The organism is Vibrio navarrensis, assembly GCF_000764325.1.
In the GTDB taxonomy this organism is placed as follows: domain Bacteria; phylum Pseudomonadota; class Gammaproteobacteria; order Enterobacterales; family Vibrionaceae; genus Vibrio; species Vibrio navarrensis.
In genome coordinates this window covers 666,682-686,696 of the sequence record NZ_JMCG01000001.1, presented here as the reverse complement: position 1 = coordinate 686,696, position 20,015 = coordinate 666,682, and the positions used below count along the sequence as shown (strand labels likewise).

Below are 20,015 nucleotides of genomic sequence, written 5' to 3'. Positions count from 1 at the left end.
TTCAGTTAATTCTGGAACTGGTTTTCATCTGGAGCGACATTTAAGATTTGCAGCGCCCCTTTCATAATTTCGGAAAAGACTGGCGAGGCGACCGAGCCACCGTAATAATCATCACCCTGCGGCTCGTTCACTACCACCACCAGCGCAATGCGCGGATCGCTCACTGGCGCAACGCCGGCGGTATAGGTGATGTATTCATCACTGTATCCACCCGCGCTCGCTTTGCGCGAGGTCCCGGTTTTCGCCCCGACCCGATAGCCGGGTACAGCCGCACGACGGGCCGAGCCGCCTTTTTGCGTCACGGTTTCCAACATATTAAGCACTTCTCGCGCATGCTTTTGCGACACCACCTGCTTGGCCATGTCGCGTTCATGACTTTCGATAATGTGGATCGGCTCATATTTGCCTTCGTTACCTAAAGTGGCATAGGCGTGCGCCAACTGGATTGGTGTCACAGACAAGCCATAGCCAAAAGCGAGCGTAGCACGTTCAATCGGTGACCAGCGCGTACGCGTGGGGAAAATACCCGTCACTTCCCCCACTAAATTCAGCCCGGATAGCTCGCCTAAACCGACTGAGTTATACATTCCAAGCAACGCTTCAATCGGCATTTCCATCGACAGTTTCGTCACGCCGATATTACTGGATTTTTTGAGAATTTCGGTGAGATTGGCCTTACCGACTTTCGAGACATCACGCACTCGGCTGCCTCCTACCTGCAAAATGCCGTTGCCCGTGTCAATCACGGTATCTTTCGTCGCAACGCCGTTTTCCAGTGCCGCGAGAATAACAAACGGTTTGACGGTCGAGCCAGGCTCCAAAGAGTCGGTAATCACGCGGTTGCGCATTTTATAGCTTTGCCAATCACTGCGGTTATTGGGGTTGTAAGAAGGGGCGTTGACCATCGCCAGTACCGCGCCTGTTTTGACATCCAACATCACCGCCGACCCCGACGTCGCGCGGTGATCCGCCACTGCTTGTTTGATGGCGCGATAGGCGATTGCTTGCAAACGTTGATCAATGGTCAGTTTGAGCGGTTTGCCCTCTTGACGCTCCTCCAGCGCGATATTTTCCACCACGCGTCCAAAACGGTCTTTGCGGATGGTCTGTTTCCCCGCTTCGCCCGTCAGCCAGTTATCGTAACTGCGCTCAACCCCTTCCAAACCGTGGCCGTCAATACCAGTCACGCCCACTAGGTGCGCACTAACCTCTCCGGCGGGATAATAGCGACGAGACTCTTCTTTTAGCCCAACGCCCGGCAATTTCAGCTCGCGAATATAGTTGGCCATCGCAGGGCTGACTTGACGCTGCAAATAGATAAAACGCCGAGTTTCATTACGGCGAATTCGCTCGATCAGTGCGTCACGCTCAAGCCCAAGTACATCCGCTAATGCATACCATCGCTGCGGGTTATCCAGGCCGTTTTCTTTGAAAATGGTCACCGGATCGGCCCACACGGCTTCCACCGGGACACTCACCGCCAGCGGCTCGCCATTTCTATCCGAAATGATCCCTCGTGCAGAAGGCAGCGCTTTGACGCGAATCGAACGCAAATCCCCTTCACGAATCAGGTTATCAGGCTCCACCACTTGGATCAGCGCCAAACGCGCCACCAAGGCTGCAAACGCCAAGAAGACAAAAAACAGCACCAGATGGAAGCGCCAACGGATCAGTACCGGGCTCGCTTGCTCTCTCTCTGACGACTGAAGTTTACTTTTGCTCTTTTTCGCCATCATTTCAGATTGATCACCACTTCTTTGTCACCATCCGGACGGCGCATTTCCAACTCTTTCTTCGCCAGTTCCTGTACTCGGCTGTGCTCAGCCAGTGCCGTCTCTTCCAGCATTAAGTTACGCCACTCACTGTCGAGATGTTCGCGCTCTTGCAAGGTTTGATCTTTAAAGGTGATCGCTTGACGAGTGTGGTGCGTGGCAAAGACCACGGCCATTGCCGTCGCAAAAATGCACAGCAGCAGCAAAAGCGGCACCCGACCTACAGTGAGTAAGTCGAGCAAAATTAATTTGGCGAGATTGGGCGTGCGCTTTGCCATGAATCAGAGTTTTTCAGCAATACGAAGAACCGAACTACGCGAGCGAGGGTTCATCTCAATTTCCGCTTCCGTTGGCATAATCGCTTTACCAACCGTTTTCATATTCGCCGAGCCTAATGCTTGAATTTGCGCTTCGGTCATCGGGATACCGTAAGGCACTTCTGGCCCTTTGCTCTCTTTACGCATGAAACGTTTCACCATGCGATCTTCCAGCGAATGAAAGCTGATGACCGACAAACGCCCTTGTGGAGCCAAGATCGATGCTGCGCCTTTTAATGCGGTGTCGATCTCTTCCAATTCACTGTTGATGTAGATGCGAAAAGCTTGGAATGTGCGCGTCGCTGGGTGTTTTTTCTCTTTGAAACTTTTTGGCGCCGCTTCAGAGATCAATTTGGCCAGATGTGACGTACGTGTTAGTGGCTCTTTCTCTTCATTTTCCCGATGAGCGACGATCGCTTTGGCGATGCGACGGGCATGTTTGTCTTCGCCGAACTCGCGGATCACCCAGGTTATGTCATCAAGATCCGCTTCAAGCAACCACTGCGAGACCGGAATGCCCGACGTAGGATCCATGCGCATGTCGAGTGGGCCATCTTTCATAAAGCTAAAGCCGCGTTCTGCGTCGTCCAGTTGGGGGGAGGAAACGCCTAAATCGAGTAAAACACCATCCACCTTGCCGACTAAATCATACTGTTCAGCGTACTTGGCCATGCCAGAAAATGGGCCATGGATAATGGTGAAACGTGGATCGACAATTTTTCCCGCTTCAGCAATCGCCTGCGGATCGCGATCGATACTGTAAAGGCGGCCATTTTCGCCCAAGCGCGACAAAATTGTCCGACTGTGACCACCGCGGCCAAACGTTCCATCAATGTAAACCCCGTCGGGCTTGATCGCTAAGCCGTCGATCGATTCATTGAGTAATACGGAGATGTGCTGGAATGTGTTGGTCATGGTCTTCTCGTTGAATGTGCTAAGCCTTGGGCGGCGAATCATTAGTGTACTGATTTCCATCATCAGCGCCACTACTAGACTGGGCCTAGGCGTGATATAGCGCCAAGTTTATGGGTTGGTGAATAAAATACGTCAATAAAAAGCAAAAAACCCATCATTAACAAGTAATGATGGGTTTAAAGAGGTGGAGCCGACACATAAGCCGGGTTCTGTTCCGCTTGCGCGGCGGTAGCCATTCGTCTAGGCCAGCAATCACTCACTGGCTCGAGCAACCTACCCGCCTCCTTACGCGAGCAACGCAATGTGGAGGCCTATTTGGTCTTGCTTCAGGTGGAGTTTACCCTGCTACGAACTATTACTAGTCGTCCGGTGCGCTCTTACCGCACCCTTTCACCCTTACCTGATCCCCCTTTCTCTAACGAAAAAAAGGGCCATCGGCGGTCTTCTCTCTGCTGCACTTGTCGTAGGCTTGCGCCCCCCAGGCGTTACCTGGCACCTTGCTCTATGAAGCCCGGACTTTCCTCCCCTTTGTCAGTCTCCCTAAGGACATCAACAAAGCAGCGACTACCCAGTCAGCTCCGAGGGCGGATTGTATAGCCTTCTCACTAAGGTGTCTAGTCAGATCACATTATCGGCGCAAATTAGCGCTCATTTGCACAACCGACTCACCCAATGGCACGAACTATTACTGGTCGAGGTTTTCCAAACCCCATTTGTACAAGGCATTTTTCTTCACGTTGTAAATTTCCGCGACCATGGCAGCGGCACGTTTGAGCGGCAACTCTTTAAGCAAGATGGTCAATGCGCGCAGCGCTTCTTCCGGCAGACCGTCTTCTGCACTGTCACGATAACCATGGATCAATAACGCCATTTCACCTTTCTGCTGGTTTTCATCGCTTTTCACCCAGTCAACCAGCTCACCCAACGGCATTCCTTGGATAGTTTCAAAGGTTTTAGTCAACTCTCGCGCCAGCACCACTTCACGATTTGGCCCAAGAATTTCCAGCATATCGTGCAGTGAGTCGATGATTCGATGTGGTGACTCATAAAAAATACAGGTACGCTCTACCTTTGCAATCTCAAGCAATTTATCCTTACGGCCTTTACTTTTGGCAGGTAGGAAGCCTTCGAAACTGAATCGATCCGAAGGTAAGCCCGATGCAGACAAAGCGGTAATGACCGCGCAAGGGCCAGGCAGGGGCACAACTTTAACGCCGGCCTGACGACATTGGGAAACCAGATGATACCCTGGGTCACTGATCAGCGGCGTCCCTGCATCAGAGACCAAAGCGATGTTTTGCCCAGCGAGCAGTTTATCGACCAGCACCTGTGCTTTTTGCTGTTCATTGTGGTCATGCAAGGCAAAGGTTTTAGTTTGAATATTGAAGTGAGACAACAATTTACCTGTATGACGTGTATCTTCGGCCGCGATGAGATCGACCGTTGATAGCACTTCGATGGCGCGATGGGTGATGTCCCCCAAGTTCCCAATTGGAGTCGGAACAATGTAGAGGGTGGCACCCGTGGCGGGTAAGTTATTTTTATCTGTCATTTGTTTACCATCACTTCAACGATTAAGATAGAGACAATTTTGTACGGAATTATAGAGAACTCACGGCAATGATTAACCATAAGAGACTCAGTGTACCACGCCTACTCACCCCTGTTGCACTGGCAATTACCTTAGCGGCCTGTTCTTCAGCGCCGAAGATGCCGACCAGTGTTGACATTACCCTTGAGCCGAGCCAGTCCGTTGAAGCTTACATTATCAATGCCGACAGCAGCCAAGGCAGTTTGCAAACCGACTGGCTAATTATGGCCACCAAAGCGGCATTGCAGGCCAATCAGTTAGAGCAAGCCGATTTGCTTATCCAGCGCTTAGCTCGTCTGCCCATGAGCGAGCAACAGCAAGCCGAATGGCAACTTGCCCGAACCACTTACCATCAAAAGAAAAATCAACCTCGCTTGATCACCGAGCTGCTCAATTTCAAGACGTGGTGGACGCTGGCTGACAGCCAATGGCAAGAGTACTACACTCTGCGCGCGCAAGCGTTTCAAGCGCTTGATCGCCCCTTTGAAGCTAACCGCCAATGGGTCGCGCTCAGCCAATACGTACCAGAAGAGCAAAAAAGTGCCATCGCGGAACAGATTTGGGCCAATTTCAGCCGTTATTCACAGTACGAAATCACGCAACTGCATACCGAATCCGATGAAGAAGTGCTGGACGGCTGGCTACAACTGGCGATTTACATGAAAAACATGGCGGGGAATGTTCCTCAGCTAAAAAATACCCTAGAGCATTGGCTCGCCGAGAATCCAAACCATCCGGCCGCGATTTATACTCCTGCCGAAATCCAATCGATTTTGGCACTAGAGATCATCAAACCGGTCAATACTGCTTTGCTTCTGCCACTCAGCGGCAAGTTCGCGAAACAAGCACAACTGGTTCGTGACGGTTTCATTTTTGCCATGATGAATGACACTGGGCGGGATCCAAATGCCACCTTGACTGTGATTGATACCAATCTCTACCAAGCCAAGCAAATCAAGCAGCGCCTGATTGACGAGCAAATCGATTTTGTCGTTGGGCCACTGCGCAAAGAGATGATCGAAGCTTTACAGCAAGAGCTGCAAGACGAAAACGGCAAGACACAAATTCCATCTTTGGCATTGAACATCCCCGACACCATTCAAGCGGGCACAGGCATTTGCTACGTCGCTCTCTCGCCAGAACAAGAGGTGGCGCAAGCGGCAAAACATCTGTTTGCAGAGGGCTACAAATACCCGCTCATTCTGGCTCCGCAAGGTGCGTTTGGTCAGCGCGTAGTCGCCGCGTTTGAGCAAGAGTGGCAGAAGTACAGCGCCGATAAACCAGCCATAAGCTACTTTGGTGACAAACGCCAGCTACAACGAGACATCAACTCTGTCTTTGGTTTGCAAGAGAGCCAACAGCGCATCGCGCAGATGGAAAGCCTGATGAATGTGCCGATGGAAACTCAGCCGCGCAGCCGCCGTGATATCGATGCGGTCTACATTGCCGCGCGCAGCTCTGAGTTGACACTCATTAAACCCTTTATTGAAGTGGCCATAAACCCAGATACTAAGCCGCCGAAGCTGTTCTCCAACTCCATGAGTAACAGTGGTGAGAAGCAGTATGAAGATCTCTCTGGCATCACTTACAGCGACATTCCGCTGCTGATCCACGCGAGCCCAGCGCTGGATAATCAAATGAACCAATTGTGGCCCGAACAGTCAAATGTGCAAAAGCGCTTACAGGCACTTGGGATGGACTCTTACAAACTCATGGCAGAATTGCCGCAGATGAAAGTGGTCCCAGGCCATTCCGTCAATGGCAAAACAGGCCTGCTCACCATCGACAACAACTGTGTGGTGCAGCGCGAGATCAGTTGGTCAGAGCATGGCGCTCTTTAATCGCCGCGCTGTCGGTGAACAATACGAATCCCTGGCAAAGCGTTGGCTTATTGGCCAGGGATTGGTATTTATTGAACAAAACTTCAACACTAAATTAGGTGAAATTGACCTTATTTTCCGCGATGGTGAGACCATTGTGTTTGTAGAAGTTAAATACCGGAAAAGCGTATACTACGGCCACGCCGCCGAAATGGTCTCTGCCGCAAAAGCAAACAAGTTACTCAAAACCGCTTATCTTTGGCTAGACCGACACGGATACAACGCTTGTAACACCGCGATCCGCTTTGATGTGATTGCAATACACAATAATGGCGACGATCTCCATTGGATAGATAACGCCATCACGCAAGGATAACCAATGCTCGACAGCATTAAAGACAGCTTTACCGAAAGTATTCAGATTCAAATTGCAGCGGCAGAAGCGCTGCCCGATGCGATTACCCATGCCGCGCAAGCGATGGTCGCCACGCTACTCAACGGACACAAGATTCTCTGCTGTGGCAACGGCGGTTCAGCAGCCAATGTCCAACAGTTTGTCTCTTGCCTACTTAACCGCTTTGAAACCGAACGGCCAAGTTTGCCCGCGATGGCATTGACCGCCGACAACACCACGCTAACCGCCGTGGCGAATGACTACCACTATCAAGAAATTTTTTCCAAACAGGTGCGAGCTTTTGGTCAACCAGGCGACATTCTTCTCGCTATTTCCACCAGTGGTAACAGTAAAAACATCATCAAAGCGATGGAAGCTGCGGTAACGCGTGACATGACGATCATTGCACTTACTGGCAAGGATGGCGGTGAAATGGCAGGGCTTTTAGGTGAAAACGATGTGGAAATTCGCATTCCCTCCCATCGTACTGCGCGTATCCATGAAGTTCATATGGTGACCTTGCACTGCTTGTGCGATCTGATCGATCAGGTGCTCTTCCCAACCCATGAGGAATAAGAATGTTGCGTTACTCACTATTGCTGCTTTCAACCCTGATGCTCAGCGGATGCGCAGGGCTATTTATTGCTGGGGCGGCAACCACCGCGAATATCGTCACTGACACCAGAACCACCAAAGAGATTTGGCAGGACAACAATATCGAGTTTGAAATTGCCGCTATCGGCAACAAAGCCCCATATGTGGGCAATGTCAGAATCGTGGCCAGTTCATACAACGGCACGGTGGTTTTGATGGGGCAAGCTTCTAGCGCCGAAGAACGGGCGAGTTTCGAAAGCCAGGCGCGTAACGTTAAAGGGGTCAACGTACTGCACAATCAGGTCAGGGTGAAAACGCCGCTCGGTGTATCGGATATCAGTAACGACAGTTGGATAACCGCTAAGGTCAAATCCGCATTGTTGGCCGAGTCGGAGCTCAATGGCGTCAAAGTCAAAGTGATTACCGAAGATAAAGAGGTGTTTCTGTTTGGCTACGTCACAGAAGCTCAAGCGAAAAAGGCCACTGAAATCGCTCGCAATATTTCTGGCGTTAAACAAGTGATCCGCGCCTTTGAATATGGCAACGCGAAAACCGAAGAGCAGTAACGGATAAATCACAAGTGGTAAAAAATCAAAAAGCAGCGTTCGCTGCTTTTTGTTTTACCTGATCACACTTATTTGACCACTCTTAAGCTTGGCTTGCCTTTAGGTCGAGTCGGTTCAGCGTTAGAGTTTTCTGTTGAAGCAGTGTCTGAATCAAGGTCATCTAATGACAATTCCGAATCATCTACGTCATCAAGCCACTCTTCTTCAATCTCACCAGTCACGTTGGTGTAGGCTTCTTCTGGCTCAAACATGGTGCCAGCGCCGTTCTCTCGAGCATAAATTGCCAACACAGCATGAAGCGGTACGATGACGGAATGAGGACGACCACTAAAACGAGCATGGAACGAAATCGCCTCATTGCCAAGTTCAAGCTGGCCTACTGCTCTTGGCGCAATATTTAAGATGATCTGTCCATCTTGAACAAACTCAAGCGGTACTCGAACACCCGGCATTGTCGCCTGAACCACCAGATGCGGGGTCAGATCATTGTCCACCAGCCAATCATAAAATGCACGGAGCATATAGGGGCGGCGGGCAGTCATATTAGCAATTTCCATAACTTAACGAACCAGACGCATCTCACGTTCAGCTTCAGTCAAAGAAGCGAGGAATGAATCACGTTCAAAAACACGGTTCATGTAAGTCTTGATCTCTTTGGAACCAGGACCAACGAGCTCAATACCCAATTGAGGTAAACGCCACAATAATGGGGCAAGATAGCAATCGACCAAGCTGAACTCTTCACTCATGAAGTACTCATACTCGCCAAAAAGTGGCCCTAATGTCAGTAGATCGTTACGCAGTTTGATACGCGCTTTTTCTGACTCTTCACCGTTGCCTTTCGCCACTTTCTCCGCTAATGAATACCAGTTACGTTCGATACGGTACATCATCAGACGGCTGTTACCGCGAGCAACAGGGTATACAGGCATCAATGGTGGGTGTGGGAAGCGCTCATCCAAGTACTCCATGATGATCTTAGAGTCGTACAATGCCAGTTCGCGATCAACCAGAGTTGGCACTGACTTATAAGGATTTAGCTCGATAAGCTCTGCTGGTAAGTTGGTTTCATCAACCAGTTCAACCTCAACACTTACCCCTTTCTCAGCCAGAACAATACGCACCTGGTGGCTGTACAAATCTGATGCACTTGAGAATAAAGTCATCACAGAACGTTTATTGGCAGCTAAAGCCATGGGCCCTCCAGTACACTTAGGAATAGAAAAAAACAATGGAGGCTAAGCCTCCATTGATCTGTCAATAAAATTGAGAATTAGCGCAGCATGATAGCACAATTAATGCACATCGCGCCAATACTCTTTCTTCAGCATCACGACAACGATAGTAAACAGCACAAGGAAAGCCATAACCCACCAGCCAAGATTATGACGCTCAAGTTTCACTGGGTCACCCGAGTAAACGAGGAAGTTAACCAGATCAAGCACAGCTCTGTCGTACTCGCCCTTACTCAGCTCACCGGTACCGTCACTTTCGGTGCCGACCACAACTTGCACTTCGTGGCCGTCAACAACTTTGGTTTCGTATACTGGTGTTGGAATGCCTTGTAACTCTTCTAGCACATGCGGCATACCTACGCTTGGGAAAACGATGTTGTTCACACCAAATGGGCGCGATGGATCCACATAAAACGAACGCAAGTAGGTGTAAATCCAGTCAGCACCACGCACACGAGCCACCAAGGTCAAATCTGGTGGCGGCGCACCAAACCAGTTTGCCGCTTGTTTAGGCGGCATGGCATTGACCATCAAGTCACCAATTTTCGACTCAGGATTAAACATCAGGTTTTCTTTCATCAGATCCGTTGGAATACCGATGTCATTTGCAACACGCTCATAACGCTGATATTGCGTTGAGTGGCAGCCGAAACAGTAGTTCATAAACAGTTTTGCGCCGTTTTGCAGCGATGCCTGGTCGGATAGGTCAACATTTGCCTTATCCAAGTGAACATTAGCACCCGCCGCCATCGCCAGTGATGGCAACATCGCAAACAGAATTACAATCCATTTCTTCATTTGAATGTCACCCTCTCTGGTAATGGTTTTGTTGCTTCGTTCTTGCTGTACACATACAGGAGAATAAAGAACATGAAATAACCTAAGCTAAAGATCTGCGCGAGCAATGTGTATGTCGGGGTTGCAGGCAACGCACCAAGAATACCCAGAGCAATAAAGCTGATCGTAAACTGGATGATGTTAATCAAATGAATTTTGCTACGATAACGGTAAGAGCGAACTTTACAACGATCAAACCACGGCAGTAGGAACAAGAAGAGAATCGAAAGTCCCATTGCAACGACACCAATCAACTTGTCAGGTACCGCACGCAAAATTGCATAAAACGGGGTGAAGTACCATACCGGAGCGATATGCTCTGGCGTTTTTAGTGGGTTTGCTGCTTCAAAGTTAGGTGGCTCAAGGAAGTAACCGCCCATCTCTGGATTAAAGAACAACACGTAACAGAACAAGAACAGGAACCCGGCAACACCCACCAAATCTTTCACCGTTCCATATGGGTGGAATGGAATCGAATCGATGATGTCGTATTTGTTTGAGTAGTACTCATGGAACTTGAACTGCGACTTGTAATCCGCGCCCATTTTACCTTTTGGCAACTTGGTCTCGATACCGTCTGGGTTGTTAGACCCTACTTCGTGCAGAGCCAGAATGTGCAACACGATAAGTAGTAGCAGTACAATCGGCAAGGCAATAACGTGCAGTGCAAAGAAGCGGTTTAACGTCGCGCCTGAGATGATGTAATCACCACGAATCCACAGTGTTAGATCATCGCCGATAACCGGAATCGCACCAAACAGCGAAATGATTACCTGAGCGCCCCAGTAAGACATTTGGCCCCAAGGCAGTAGATATCCCATAAAGGCTTCTGCCATTAGCACCAAAAAGATCAACATACCGAAGATCCATAGCAACTCACGTGGCTTCTGGTATGAGCCGTAAATCAAGCCACGGAACATATGCAGATAAACGACGACGAAGAATGCAGACGCGCCAGTTGAGTGCATATAACGCAACAACCAGCCGTATTCCACATCGCGCATGATGTATTCGATTGAAGCAAACGCACCTTCACCCGAAGGAACGTAGTTCATCGTCAGCCAAATTCCCGTTAGGATCTGATTGACGAGAACAAGCATGGCTAAAGAACCGAAAAGGTACCAAAAGTTGAAGTTCTTTGGCATAGGGTATTCGGACAAATGCTTTTTGTAAGCATTCATCGCTGGGATTCGTTTCTCAACCCAATCTAACAGTGCTTGCATTATGCATCTCCCTCGTCAACACCGATAAGAAGCTTGTCATCGCTCAAATACATGTGTTTAGGAATAACTAGGTTCAATGGAGCTGGAACGCCCTGGAATACTCGCCCAGCCATGTCAAACTTAGAACCATGGCATGGACAGAAGAAGCCCGATTTAACCCCTTGAACTTGCTCTGAGAAAGAATCCGGTAAGTACGTTGGGGAACATCCCAAGTGTGTACAAAAACCAACCGCGATGAAGAACTCAGGCTTAATTGAGCGAAACTCATTCTGAGCATAAGCTGGTTGTTGTTCCATTTCGGACTGAGGATCACGAAGTTGACCACTAATCGTTTTCAGGTTTTCCAGAACTTCTTGTGTGCGGCGTACAACCCAAACAGGTTTGCCTTGCCACTCGACGCGAATCATCTGACCGGCTTCAATTTTACTGATATCCACTTCCACCGGCGCACCAGCTGCTTTCGCTTTGGCACTCGGATTCCAGGATTTGATAAAAGGAACGGCGACGGCAGCTGCCCCCAACCCACCAACCACTGCGGTTGTTGCGGTCAGAAAACGCCTGCGGCCGTTATTTAAAGGCGCGTTGCTCATCCAAACATTCTCCCATTTGCTCCTTTTGGATCGTGATTGTTCCGCTAATAGAGCATGGCTAACAAAATATGAATCTAGTTCTATTTATTGACGAGAAATGATAAATAAAACCCTACTTTTTGACAAGATAAAGCTACCTTTTTGTAACATTTGTGAGGTAAATCGCTCACGTCGTCACAAAAGCGGCAAAATTCTAAATATTTGATGTGAGGTGTAACAAAGAAAGGAGAATAACTAATTCAAAATAAACAAAAAGCCCGGCATATAGCCGAGCTTTGAACCACGATTTCCATGGATAAATCCAAGAGAAATTCTCTGCGAGCGTAAGATTAACGCTTAGAGAACTGTGGACGACGACGTGCTTTACGTAGACCAACTTTCTTACGTTCAACGCAACGAGCGTCACGAGTAACGTAGCCAGCAGCACGTAGAGCAGGACGTAGAGATTCATCGTATTCCATTAGAGCACGAGTGATACCGTGACGGATTGCACCCGCTTGACCAGAAATACCGCCACCTTTTACAGTTACGTATAGATCTAGTTTCTCCACCATGTCTACCAATTCAAGAGGTTGCTTAACAACCATGCAAGAAGTTGGACGACCGAAGTACTCTTCAAGCGCACGCTTGTTGATTACGATGTTGCCGCTGCCTGGTTTGATGAAAACACGTGCAGCTGAGCTTTTGCGACGGCCAGTGCCGTAGTATTGATTCTCTGCCATTTTCGAAATCCCCAATTAGATGTCTAGTACTTTTGGTTGTTGAGCAACATGGTTGTGCTCAGCGCCAGCGTAAACTTTCAGCTTACGGTACATAGCACGGCCTAGAGGACCACGTGGTAGCATACCTTTAACTGCCAGCTCAATGACCATTTCTGGTTTACGAACAATCAGCTTGTCAAAAGTGATTGACTTAATACCACCAGGGAATTCAGTGTGACGGTAGTAAGTTTTTGCTGCAGCTTTGTTACCAGTTACAGTAACTTTCTCCGCGTTTACAACGATGATGTAATCACCAGTGTCAACGTGTGGAGTGTACTCAGCTTTGTGTTTGCCACGTAGGCGAGATGCAATTTCACTTGCTAGACGGCCAAGAGTTTTACCTTCAGCGTCTACAACATACCAGTCGCGTTTTACAGTTTCTGGTTTAGCAACGAAAGTTTTCATGCTAATAATAACCCGTTAATTCAAATTTAAACTTTAAAGGAACACACCGCTGTGCTCCCACACTGTCTAAGAGCCCAGTCATCACCCCTTCGAGCGGTTGGCACTCTCGACCTTATATCTCGAATAACTTCGATAATCAGGTCTGCAGTAACGGTGGGTCGCAGGATTATAGAGAAGGGCGAAGAAAAAATCACCTTTTTTTGCACTCAATCACTAATTTTTTCTGCGTATTTTCCTCGAAAGGCGGAAACCTAAGCCAAGTGTTCTTTAGCTAGGTACTCATAACTTTGCATTTCCGTTAAGCGAGACAAACACCGTTTAAATTCGAACTCTAGCCGCCCTTGGGTGTAGAGCATCTCCATCGGCACTTGGGCAGAAATGATCAGTTTGACGTGACGTTCATAGAACTCATCCACTAGTGCGATAAAACGCCTAGCCGCATCGTCAATTTTGTTGTCCATCTGCTGAACGTCCGCCAACAACACTGTGTGATATATCTTTGATATTTCTATATAGTCATTCTGACTTCTTGCAGTTTGACAAAGCTGAGCAAACGTTGCGTACAGCACGCCATTACTGGCCTCGACCACCTCTATCTGGCGATGATTGATTTCGACTGAGGTGTGCTTGTGGCTATCGTCACCGGAAAGTTGTTGATAATAACGTTGCAAATTGCGGCTTGCATCTGCATCTAACGGGTGATGATAAATTTCAGCTTGCTGCAAGGTTCTTAGGCGATAGTCGATGCCGCTATCGACGTTAATCACCTGACAATGCGTTTCGATCAGTTCAATCGCAGGTAGAAAACGTGCACGCTGCAAACCATTGCGATAGAGATCTTTTGGCTCAATATTCGACGTCGCGACCAAAATCATCTCTCTTTTGAACATTTCCTGCATCAAGGTACCAAGGATCATGGCATCGGTAATATCGGAAACAAAAAATTCATCAAAACAGACGATGTCCGCTTCCTGTTTAAAACGCTCCGCCACCTTTTCTAACGGATTCTCCACCTCAGCCAGTTTTTTCAACTCGTCATGCACCCTATACATGAAACGGTGAAAGTGCACTCGCATCTTACGCTGGGTTGGCAAAGCATCAAAAAAGGTATCCATTAGATAGGTTTTGCCCCGCCCGACGCCGCCCCAGAAATATAGCCCTTGAGGAGCCTTAGGACGCATGGGTTTCTTTCCTAACCATTGTTGCCAGCGAGGCACACTTTCGGCTGGCGTAGCGGAATATTGGATAAATTGGTGAAAAAGCGAGTCTAACGCCCGCACGGCTTGGTATTGAGCAGGATCTTTTTTAAAGCCTTGATGCTCGATATCATGTTCGTATTTTTCTAATGGGCTCATTGTTGTCATACCAAAACAGGACAAAGCAATACAATTACTAGGATGAGAATTCGGTGTTGCTATTTTTCTTTATTGACCACTTTTCCCATAGTAACATGGTCATGCAATACGTGTAACTAAGCAGTAAAAAACATGTTAAAACAACTATAAGGAGCTGTTATGCCTTGGATGTATGCCATCGTAGGCTTGCTGGTCGGTGCGATTGTCGGCGTGATAATTTCCAGACTGACTACCCCCGAATACAAGAAACAGAAATCGGTCAAAAAGGAGCTGGAAGTCGCTAAATATGCGTTGGAACAGCAACGCCAAGAACTGGCGGACCACTTTGCCCAAACCGCAGAATTACTTGAAACACTAGGCAAGGACTACAGTAAGTTGTATCAGCACATGGCGAAGACCTCCGCTGACTTGCTGCCAAACCTGCCCGATCAAGACAATCCTTTTGATAAAAAAGCGATCACTTCAGAAAGTGAAGCCGCATCTGAGGCACAGTCTGAAGGTATGGCAGAGCAACCGAAAGATTATGCCAATGGGGCAACCGGTCTTTTTAGCGGTGAGAAAAAAGAGATTTTAACAGCCACTGACGCAGTGACCGCCAAAGCGTCTTAAATTTTCTGCTGAACTTTTCAAAGGTTTTTGAGTCCCAACTCACACTAGTGTCTATTGAAAACTGTTTGTGGCGCCAATATGAATAGCAATAAGCTTATTCGTTTGAGCCAATCTCCCTTGCAATAGACCTTATTTATGAGGAGTTATCGGATGAAAAAACCTTTGCTTGTTTTAACTGCCCTTTCATTGAGTTTAAGCTCAGCTCTCGCTCCCTTACCAGTCAGTGCGGCGTTTCCTACCGCGGTGAATGGACAAGAACTACCTAGCCTAGCCCCCATGCTTGAGCGCGTCACCCCTGCGGTAGTCAGCATTGCGGTGGAAGGTAAACAAGTCGAACGCTCACGCATCCCCGAGCAGTTTCAATTTTTCTTCGGTCCAGATTTTCCCACAGAGCAAGTGCGCGAACGCCCCTTTCGCGGGCTCGGTTCTGGTGTAATCATTAATGCGGATAAGGGCTATATCGTCACTAACTACCACGTCATCAAAGGCGCGGATAGCATCCGTATACAACTTCATGATGGCCGTGAAGCCGATGCTGAGCTGATGGGCGGAGACGAGATGTCGGATATCGCGTTGCTGAAAGTGAGCGGCGTTAAAGATCTGACCGAGATTAAGATTGCCGATTCCGATCAACTGCGCGTCGGAGATTTTAGCGTCGCCATCGGTAACCCCTTCGGTTTAGGGCAGACAGTCACCTCAGGGATCGTTTCAGCACTAGGGCGCAGCGGCCTTAATATCGAAAATTTCGAGAACTTTATTCAAACGGATGCCGCCATCAACAGCGGAAACTCCGGTGGTGCCTTAGTCAATCTGAACGGTGAGCTTATTGGCATCAATACCGCTATCTTAGGCCCCAGCGGTGGCAACGTGGGGATCGGTTTTGCCATTCCATCGAACATGATGAAAAACCTCACCGATCAGATTCTCGAATTCGGTGAAGTGAAACGCGGTATGCTCGGAGTACAAGGCGGTGAAATTACCTCAGAACTTGCCGACGCTTTGGGTTATCACTCGAGCAAAGGGGCGTTTGTCAGCCAAGTGGTCGAAGATTCGGCAGCCGATAAGGCGGGCATCAAGGCTGGCGATATTATTGTCTCGCTCAACGGCAAGAAGATTGAGACCTTCTCTGAACTGAGAGCCAAAATTGCCACCTTGGGAGCGGGTAAATCAATCAAACTGGGTGTTATCCGCGATGGTAAAGAGAAAGAGTTCAAAGTCACTTTAAGCGAATCTCAGCAAACCAAAGCCAAAGCGGACAAAATGCATGAAGGACTGGCAGGAGCGGAGTTAGCCAATACTAGTAGCTCCGACCGCATTGCTGGGGTAAAAGTGGTTGAAGTCGCAGACAATTCACCGGCTGCCCGCTACCAGTTGAAAAAGGATGACATCATCATTGGTGTCAATCGTCAGCGCGTGAAAAACTTAGCTGATTTCCGCACCATAGTGGAAAAACAAACTGGTGTACTGGCGCTAAATATTCAGCGTGGCGAACGCACTATCTACCTCGTGATTCGTTAATCTCGCTGAGACTTCACTAACTTAGGGCAGCCTTGCATAGGCTGCCCTTTTATTATTTCTGTCGGTAGTGCTATTCTTCACCCTTGTTTGCAAATTGTTCCGTTTTTGTGGAGAGGGTATGGTGAGCTTTCTTTTGCGTTCTATTTTATTGGGGCTGATGACAGCAGCATTGGTGTTGCTGGCGGTTCCCTCTTTACGCAGTAAAGTCTTGATCACTCCTTTAGATCCAGTTCCTCAAGATGCCGCAACGATGCAAATCTCCTTTAATCAAGCCGTGCACAATGCTGCGCCAGCGGTAGTGAACATTTACAGTCGTAAATATGTAGAAAATGATCGCAGCAAGCTCTCTACTCAAGGATTAGGTTCTGGGGTGATTGTCAGCGAAAAGGGCTACATCATCACCAACTATCATGTCGTCGCTCAGGCGGATCAAATTGTGGTCGCGCTGCAAGATGGTCGGGTCGCCGCGGCCCAGTTAGTGGGGAAAGACCGCCGCACCGACATCGCCATTTTACGTATTGAAGGCAGCAATCTACCGGTAATCCCTCTTAATCCAAGCTATAAAGCGAAAGTCGGCGATGTGGTTTTGGCCATCGGTAACCCGTACAACTTAGGCCAAACCACCACATTTGGTATTATTTCTGCCACGGGCCGCTCTTCGATCAGTGCCGATGGCCGACAAGCGTTTATTCAAACCGACGCTGCCATCAACGAAGGTAACTCTGGTGGCGCTTTGGTCAATACTCGCGGAGAGTTGGTCGGCATCAATACCGCCTCTTTCCAGCAAGCTACCGACATGGAAACCTACGGTATCTCTTTTGCTATTCCTTATTTGCTGGCCGATAAAATCATGCAAAAGATCATCGCCGACGGGCGAGTCATTCGCGGCTACATTGGTATTGATGGACAAGACATCAACGCCGTGACTGCGCGTTTATTAGGAAATGAGCACATTGGCGGGATTGTGGTGTTAGGCGTGGATCCAAACGGACCAGCAGCCAAAGCAGGCTTTCAGCCACAAGACATCATCATCAGTATTGATGACAATAAGATCCAAGGACGGCAAAGCGTGATGGACATTGTCACCGATTTGCGCCCAGGCACAACGGTCGATGTCGGCGTGATTCGTAAGGGCCAAGAAATCACTCTGCAAGTGACCATCGCCGAAGATGCGCGAGAAATCTAACCTCATAAAATGACAAACCCCAGCGCTATGCTGGGGTCTGCTTTACTCTTGCTCTTGCTCTGGCGCAAGCTCACTGTCGGAGGATTCAATTTCGATCCGAGTGACCCGCTGCAAGCCACGCGGCAGCAAGCCACCACGACGACCACGTTCACCACGGAAATTCTCCAGATCGCTCGGTTTAAGCCCCAGCTTACGTTTGCCAGCGTATAGGGTTAACGACACCCCTTTCGGCAATGCGATAAGATGAGACAACACTTCCTCTTTCGATTTGGCTTTGGCCGCCGGGATATTGATGATCTTGTTGCCTTTACCTTTACCAAGATGCGGTAAATCTTTGATCGGGAACATCAACATGCGCCCTTGGTTAGTAATCGCAAGGATGTCATCGTTGTCCAGATCCAGCACCGCCGATGGCGTCATCACTTCGGCATTTTCTGGCAAGGTGACGAGCGCTTTACCGCTGCGGTTTTTCGACAGCAGATCGCTACCTTTACAGACAAAGCCGTAACCCGCATCCGAACCCACCAGCCACAGTTGATCCTCTTCTCCCATCACCAGTTGACGAATACTGCTACCCGGCGTGATGTTGAGTCGGCCTGTAATCGGCTCACCTTGCCCACGCGCGGACGGCAAAGTATGCGACTCGAGCGAATAGCTGCGCCCATCCGAGCCAAACAGCACCACTTGCTGGTTGCTCTTACCGCATGCATGAGCAAGATAACTGTCGCCCGCTTTGTAGCTTAGCCCTTCGCAATCGACTTCATGTCCTTTGGCATGACGGATCCAGCCTTTTTCCGACAGCACCACAGTGATCGCTTCATTCGGCAGCAAATCACGTTCAGTGAGCGCTTTCGCTTCTTCACGTTCGATAAGCGGAGAGCGGCGATCGTCACCGAATTTCTCGGCGTCAGCTTTGATCTCTTTTTTCAGTAGCGTATTCAAACGGCGCTCAGAGCCCAGTAACTCTTCCAGCTTCTTACGCTCTTTTTCCAGCTCATCTTGCTCACCGCGGATCTTCATCTCTTCGAGCTTCGCTAGGTGACGAAGTTTGGTATCAAGAATCGCGTCAGCTTGAATATCGGTAATGGAAAATCTCGCCATCAACACCGCTTTAGGATCATCTTCGGTGCGAATGATCTCAATCACCTCATCGATGTTGAGATACGCGATCAACAAACCTTCTAAGATGTGCAAACGCGCCAGCACTTTATCCAGACGATATTGCAAGCGGCGGCGAACAGTCTCGCGGCGAAACTCTATCCATTCAGCCAGAATTTGTACTAAACCTTTGACCTGAGGGCGGTTGTCAAGGCCAATCATGTTGAGGTTTACTCGGTAGCTCTTCTCCAAGTCAGTTGAAGCAAACAAATGGTTCATCAGTTGTTCGCAATCGACACGGTTAGAGCGTGGCACAATCACGATGCGCGTTGGGTTTTCGTGATCCGATTCATCACGTAAATCTTCGACCATCGGCAGCTTTTTGGCGCGCATTTGCCCGGCGATCTGCTCAAGTAGCTTGGCGCCAGACACCTGATGCGGTAGCGCGGTGATGACGATATCAGCGCTCTCTTTATGCCATACCGCGCGCATTTTGATGCTGCCTCGGCCAGTGCGATAGATCTTCTCCAGATCTGACGCTGGTGAGGTAATTTCCGCCTCGGTTGGGTAATCCGGCCCTTTGACGAACTGCATCAGATCAGGCAGCGTAGCCTGTGGATGGTCAATCAAATGGATGGTTGCGTCCGCCACTTCACGCACATTGTGTGGTGGAATGTCGGTCGCCATCCCCACCGCAATACCCGTCACACCGTTAAGCAAAATGTGTGGCAAACGCGCAGGCAACATTTTCGGCTCTTTCATCGTGCCGTCAAAGTTTGCTTGCCACTCGACCGTGCCTTGGCCCAATTCGCCAAGCAACACATCGGCAAATTTAGACAGTTTCGCTTCGGTATAACGCATCGCGGCGAACGATTTCGGATCGTCCGGCGCACCCCAGTTTCCTTGGCCATCCACCAGCGGATAACGGTAGGAAAATGGCTGTGCCATCAGTACCATGGCTTCGTAACAGGCAGAATCACCGTGCGGGTGATATTTACCCAGCACGTCACCAACCGTACGCGCCGATTTTTTGTATTTTGCTGATGCAGACAGGCCGAGCTCTGACATCGCATAAATGATGCGACGCTGAACCGGTTTTAAGCCATCGCCAATGTATGGCAAGGCACGGTCCATGATCACGTACATCGAGTAGTTGAGATAAGCGTCTTCAGTGAACTTGCGCATTGGCAACTGTTCGACGCCATCGTAGGTAATTTCTGTAGACATCT

Annotated in this window: 20 protein-coding genes and 1 other RNA gene; 7 read left to right on the top strand and 14 right to left on the bottom strand. The window is 49.0% G+C overall.

What is annotated here, in order from left to right; translation table 11 throughout:
* Positions 1-5: 5 nt before the first annotated feature.
* The 5 genes from EA26_RS03090 to rsmI form a co-directional block, all read right to left on the bottom strand.
* Positions 6-1,736: a penicillin-binding transpeptidase domain-containing protein gene (locus EA26_RS03090; RefSeq protein ID WP_039423975.1), complete on the bottom strand. Its 1,731-nt coding sequence runs from the start codon at positions 1,734-1,736 to the stop codon at positions 6-8.
* The gene (gene ftsL, locus EA26_RS03085; protein WP_039423972.1) at positions 1,733-2,050 is read right to left on the bottom strand and encodes a cell division protein FtsL; all 318 of its coding nucleotides are present in this window, start codon (positions 2,048-2,050) and stop codon (positions 1,733-1,735) included. Before ftsL ends, EA26_RS03090 begins: the two co-directional genes overlap by 4 nt.
* Before the next feature lie 3 nt (positions 2,051-2,053).
* Positions 2,054-3,004: a 16S rRNA (cytosine(1402)-N(4))-methyltransferase RsmH gene (rsmH, locus tag EA26_RS03080; protein ID WP_039423969.1), complete on the bottom strand. Its 951-nt coding sequence runs from the start codon at positions 3,002-3,004 to the stop codon at positions 2,054-2,056.
* A 182-nt stretch (positions 3,005-3,186) separates the two neighbouring features.
* Positions 3,187-3,584, bottom strand: an RNA gene (rnpB, locus tag EA26_RS20120) — RNase P RNA component class A.
* Between the two features lie 105 nt (positions 3,585-3,689).
* Entirely contained in the window at positions 3,690-4,556 is an 867-nt protein-coding gene (rsmI, locus tag EA26_RS03075; protein ID WP_039423966.1) for a 16S rRNA (cytidine(1402)-2'-O)-methyltransferase, read from the bottom strand.
* Positions 4,557-4,624: 68 nt separating this feature from the next.
* On the opposite strand from rsmI, the gene EA26_RS03070 reads away from it, so the two are divergent.
* Genes EA26_RS03070 through EA26_RS03055 form a run of 4 tightly spaced genes read left to right on the top strand, consistent with a single transcriptional unit; the run spans position 4,625 to position 7,969 of the window.
* Positions 4,625-6,436: a penicillin-binding protein activator gene (locus EA26_RS03070; protein ID WP_039423964.1), complete on the top strand. Its 1,812-nt coding sequence runs from the start codon at positions 4,625-4,627 to the stop codon at positions 6,434-6,436.
* A complete protein-coding gene (locus EA26_RS03065) occupies positions 6,423-6,791 on the top strand; it encodes a YraN family protein (protein ID WP_039423961.1) in 369 nt (122 codons plus the stop codon). Before EA26_RS03070 ends, EA26_RS03065 begins: the two co-directional genes overlap by 14 nt.
* A gap of 3 nt (positions 6,792-6,794) precedes the next feature.
* On the top strand, positions 6,795-7,385 hold the full coding sequence (locus EA26_RS03060) for a phosphoheptose isomerase (RefSeq protein WP_039423958.1): 591 nt from the start codon (positions 6,795-6,797) through the stop codon (positions 7,383-7,385).
* A gap of 2 nt (positions 7,386-7,387) precedes the next feature.
* Positions 7,388-7,969 (top strand): BON domain-containing protein, encoded by a 582-nt coding sequence (locus EA26_RS03055; protein ID WP_039423955.1) that lies wholly within the window; start codon positions 7,388-7,390, stop codon positions 7,967-7,969.
* 68 nt (positions 7,970-8,037) lie between these two features.
* On the opposite strand, the gene sspB is transcribed toward EA26_RS03055, so the two are convergent.
* The 8 genes from sspB to zapE form a co-directional block, all read right to left on the bottom strand.
* Positions 8,038-8,526 carry a ClpXP protease specificity-enhancing factor gene (sspB, locus tag EA26_RS03050; protein WP_039423952.1) on the bottom strand — a complete coding sequence of 163 codons (489 nt, stop codon included), beginning with the start codon at positions 8,524-8,526 and terminating at the stop codon, positions 8,038-8,040.
* Positions 8,527-8,529: 3 nt separating this feature from the next.
* On the bottom strand, positions 8,530-9,165 hold the full coding sequence (gene sspA / locus EA26_RS03045) for a stringent starvation protein SspA (RefSeq protein ID WP_039423949.1): 636 nt from the start codon (positions 9,163-9,165) through the stop codon (positions 8,530-8,532).
* A 99-nt stretch (positions 9,166-9,264) separates the two neighbouring features.
* Complete coding sequence (locus EA26_RS03040; RefSeq protein ID WP_039423945.1) at positions 9,265-10,002, bottom strand: cytochrome c1; 738 nt, start codon at positions 10,000-10,002, stop codon at positions 9,265-9,267.
* Entirely contained in the window at positions 9,999-11,264 is a 1,266-nt protein-coding gene (locus tag EA26_RS03035) for a cytochrome b (RefSeq protein WP_039423941.1), read from the bottom strand. Before EA26_RS03035 ends, EA26_RS03040 begins: the two co-directional genes overlap by 4 nt.
* Positions 11,264-11,854: a ubiquinol-cytochrome c reductase iron-sulfur subunit gene (petA, locus tag EA26_RS03030; RefSeq protein WP_039423937.1), complete on the bottom strand. Its 591-nt coding sequence runs from the start codon at positions 11,852-11,854 to the stop codon at positions 11,264-11,266. Before petA ends, EA26_RS03035 begins: the two co-directional genes overlap by 1 nt.
* A gap of 329 nt (positions 11,855-12,183) precedes the next feature.
* Positions 12,184-12,576 carry a 30S ribosomal protein S9 gene (gene rpsI, locus EA26_RS03025; RefSeq protein WP_039423934.1) on the bottom strand — a complete coding sequence of 131 codons (393 nt, stop codon included), beginning with the start codon at positions 12,574-12,576 and terminating at the stop codon, positions 12,184-12,186.
* A 15-nt stretch (positions 12,577-12,591) separates the two neighbouring features.
* Positions 12,592-13,020: a 50S ribosomal protein L13 gene (gene rplM, locus EA26_RS03020; protein WP_039423932.1), complete on the bottom strand. Its 429-nt coding sequence runs from the start codon at positions 13,018-13,020 to the stop codon at positions 12,592-12,594.
* A gap of 251 nt (positions 13,021-13,271) precedes the next feature.
* Positions 13,272-14,375, bottom strand: a complete 1,104-nt coding sequence (gene zapE / locus EA26_RS03015; protein ID WP_039423928.1) for a cell division protein ZapE — start codon at positions 14,373-14,375, stop codon at positions 13,272-13,274.
* A gap of 159 nt (positions 14,376-14,534) precedes the next feature.
* On the opposite strand from zapE, the gene zapG reads away from it, so the two are divergent.
* From zapG to degS, 3 genes are all read left to right on the top strand, one after another.
* On the top strand, positions 14,535-14,984 hold the full coding sequence (gene zapG, locus EA26_RS03010) for a Z-ring associated protein ZapG (protein ID WP_039423927.1): 450 nt from the start codon (positions 14,535-14,537) through the stop codon (positions 14,982-14,984).
* A 150-nt stretch (positions 14,985-15,134) separates the two neighbouring features.
* Positions 15,135-16,502, top strand: a complete 1,368-nt coding sequence (locus EA26_RS03005) for a DegQ family serine endoprotease (protein WP_039423925.1) — start codon at positions 15,135-15,137, stop codon at positions 16,500-16,502.
* A 118-nt stretch (positions 16,503-16,620) separates the two neighbouring features.
* On the top strand, positions 16,621-17,688 hold the full coding sequence (gene degS, locus EA26_RS03000) for an outer membrane-stress sensor serine endopeptidase DegS (RefSeq protein ID WP_039423923.1): 1,068 nt from the start codon (positions 16,621-16,623) through the stop codon (positions 17,686-17,688).
* A 42-nt stretch (positions 17,689-17,730) separates the two neighbouring features.
* Here the strand turns inward: degS and parC are convergent, their stop codons facing one another.
* Positions 17,731-20,013, bottom strand: coding sequence for a DNA topoisomerase IV subunit A (parC, locus tag EA26_RS02995; protein WP_039423921.1), 2,283 nt, complete (start codon positions 20,011-20,013; stop codon positions 17,731-17,733).
* Positions 20,014-20,015 lie beyond the last annotated feature (2 nt).

Bases quoted from the DNA above. Each gene is read 5' to 3' on its own strand.
- EA26_RS03090 (WP_039423975.1), bottom strand. From the start codon at position 1,736: ATGATGGCGAAAAAGAGCAAAAGTAAACTTCAGTCGTCAGAGAGAGAG.
- ftsL (WP_039423972.1), bottom strand. From the start codon at position 2,050: ATGGCAAAGCGCACGCCCAATCTCGCCAAATTAATTTTGCTCGACTTA.
- rsmH (WP_039423969.1), bottom strand. From the start codon at position 3,004: ATGACCAACACATTCCAGCACATCTCCGTATTACTCAATGAATCGATC.
- rsmI (WP_039423966.1), bottom strand. From the start codon at position 4,556: ATGACAGATAAAAATAACTTACCCGCCACGGGTGCCACCCTCTACATT.
- EA26_RS03070 (WP_039423964.1), top strand. From the start codon at position 4,625: ATGATTAACCATAAGAGACTCAGTGTACCACGCCTACTCACCCCTGTT.
- EA26_RS03065 (WP_039423961.1), top strand. From the start codon at position 6,423: ATGGCGCTCTTTAATCGCCGCGCTGTCGGTGAACAATACGAATCCCTG.
- EA26_RS03060 (WP_039423958.1), top strand. From the start codon at position 6,795: ATGCTCGACAGCATTAAAGACAGCTTTACCGAAAGTATTCAGATTCAA.
- EA26_RS03055 (WP_039423955.1), top strand. From the start codon at position 7,388: ATGTTGCGTTACTCACTATTGCTGCTTTCAACCCTGATGCTCAGCGGA.
- sspB (WP_039423952.1), bottom strand. From the start codon at position 8,526: ATGGAAATTGCTAATATGACTGCCCGCCGCCCCTATATGCTCCGTGCA.
- sspA (WP_039423949.1), bottom strand. From the start codon at position 9,165: ATGGCTTTAGCTGCCAATAAACGTTCTGTGATGACTTTATTCTCAAGT.
- EA26_RS03040 (WP_039423945.1), bottom strand. From the start codon at position 10,002: ATGAAGAAATGGATTGTAATTCTGTTTGCGATGTTGCCATCACTGGCG.
- EA26_RS03035 (WP_039423941.1), bottom strand. From the start codon at position 11,264: ATGCAAGCACTGTTAGATTGGGTTGAGAAACGAATCCCAGCGATGAAT.
- petA (WP_039423937.1), bottom strand. From the start codon at position 11,854: ATGAGCAACGCGCCTTTAAATAACGGCCGCAGGCGTTTTCTGACCGCA.
- rpsI (WP_039423934.1), bottom strand. From the start codon at position 12,576: ATGGCAGAGAATCAATACTACGGCACTGGCCGTCGCAAAAGCTCAGCT.
- rplM (WP_039423932.1), bottom strand. From the start codon at position 13,020: ATGAAAACTTTCGTTGCTAAACCAGAAACTGTAAAACGCGACTGGTAT.
- zapE (WP_039423928.1), bottom strand. From the start codon at position 14,375: ATGAGCCCATTAGAAAAATACGAACATGATATCGAGCATCAAGGCTTT.
- zapG (WP_039423927.1), top strand. From the start codon at position 14,535: ATGCCTTGGATGTATGCCATCGTAGGCTTGCTGGTCGGTGCGATTGTC.
- EA26_RS03005 (WP_039423925.1), top strand. From the start codon at position 15,135: ATGAAAAAACCTTTGCTTGTTTTAACTGCCCTTTCATTGAGTTTAAGC.
- degS (WP_039423923.1), top strand. From the start codon at position 16,621: ATGGTGAGCTTTCTTTTGCGTTCTATTTTATTGGGGCTGATGACAGCA.
- parC (WP_039423921.1), bottom strand. From the start codon at position 20,013: ATGTCTACAGAAATTACCTACGATGGCGTCGAACAGTTGCCAATGCGC.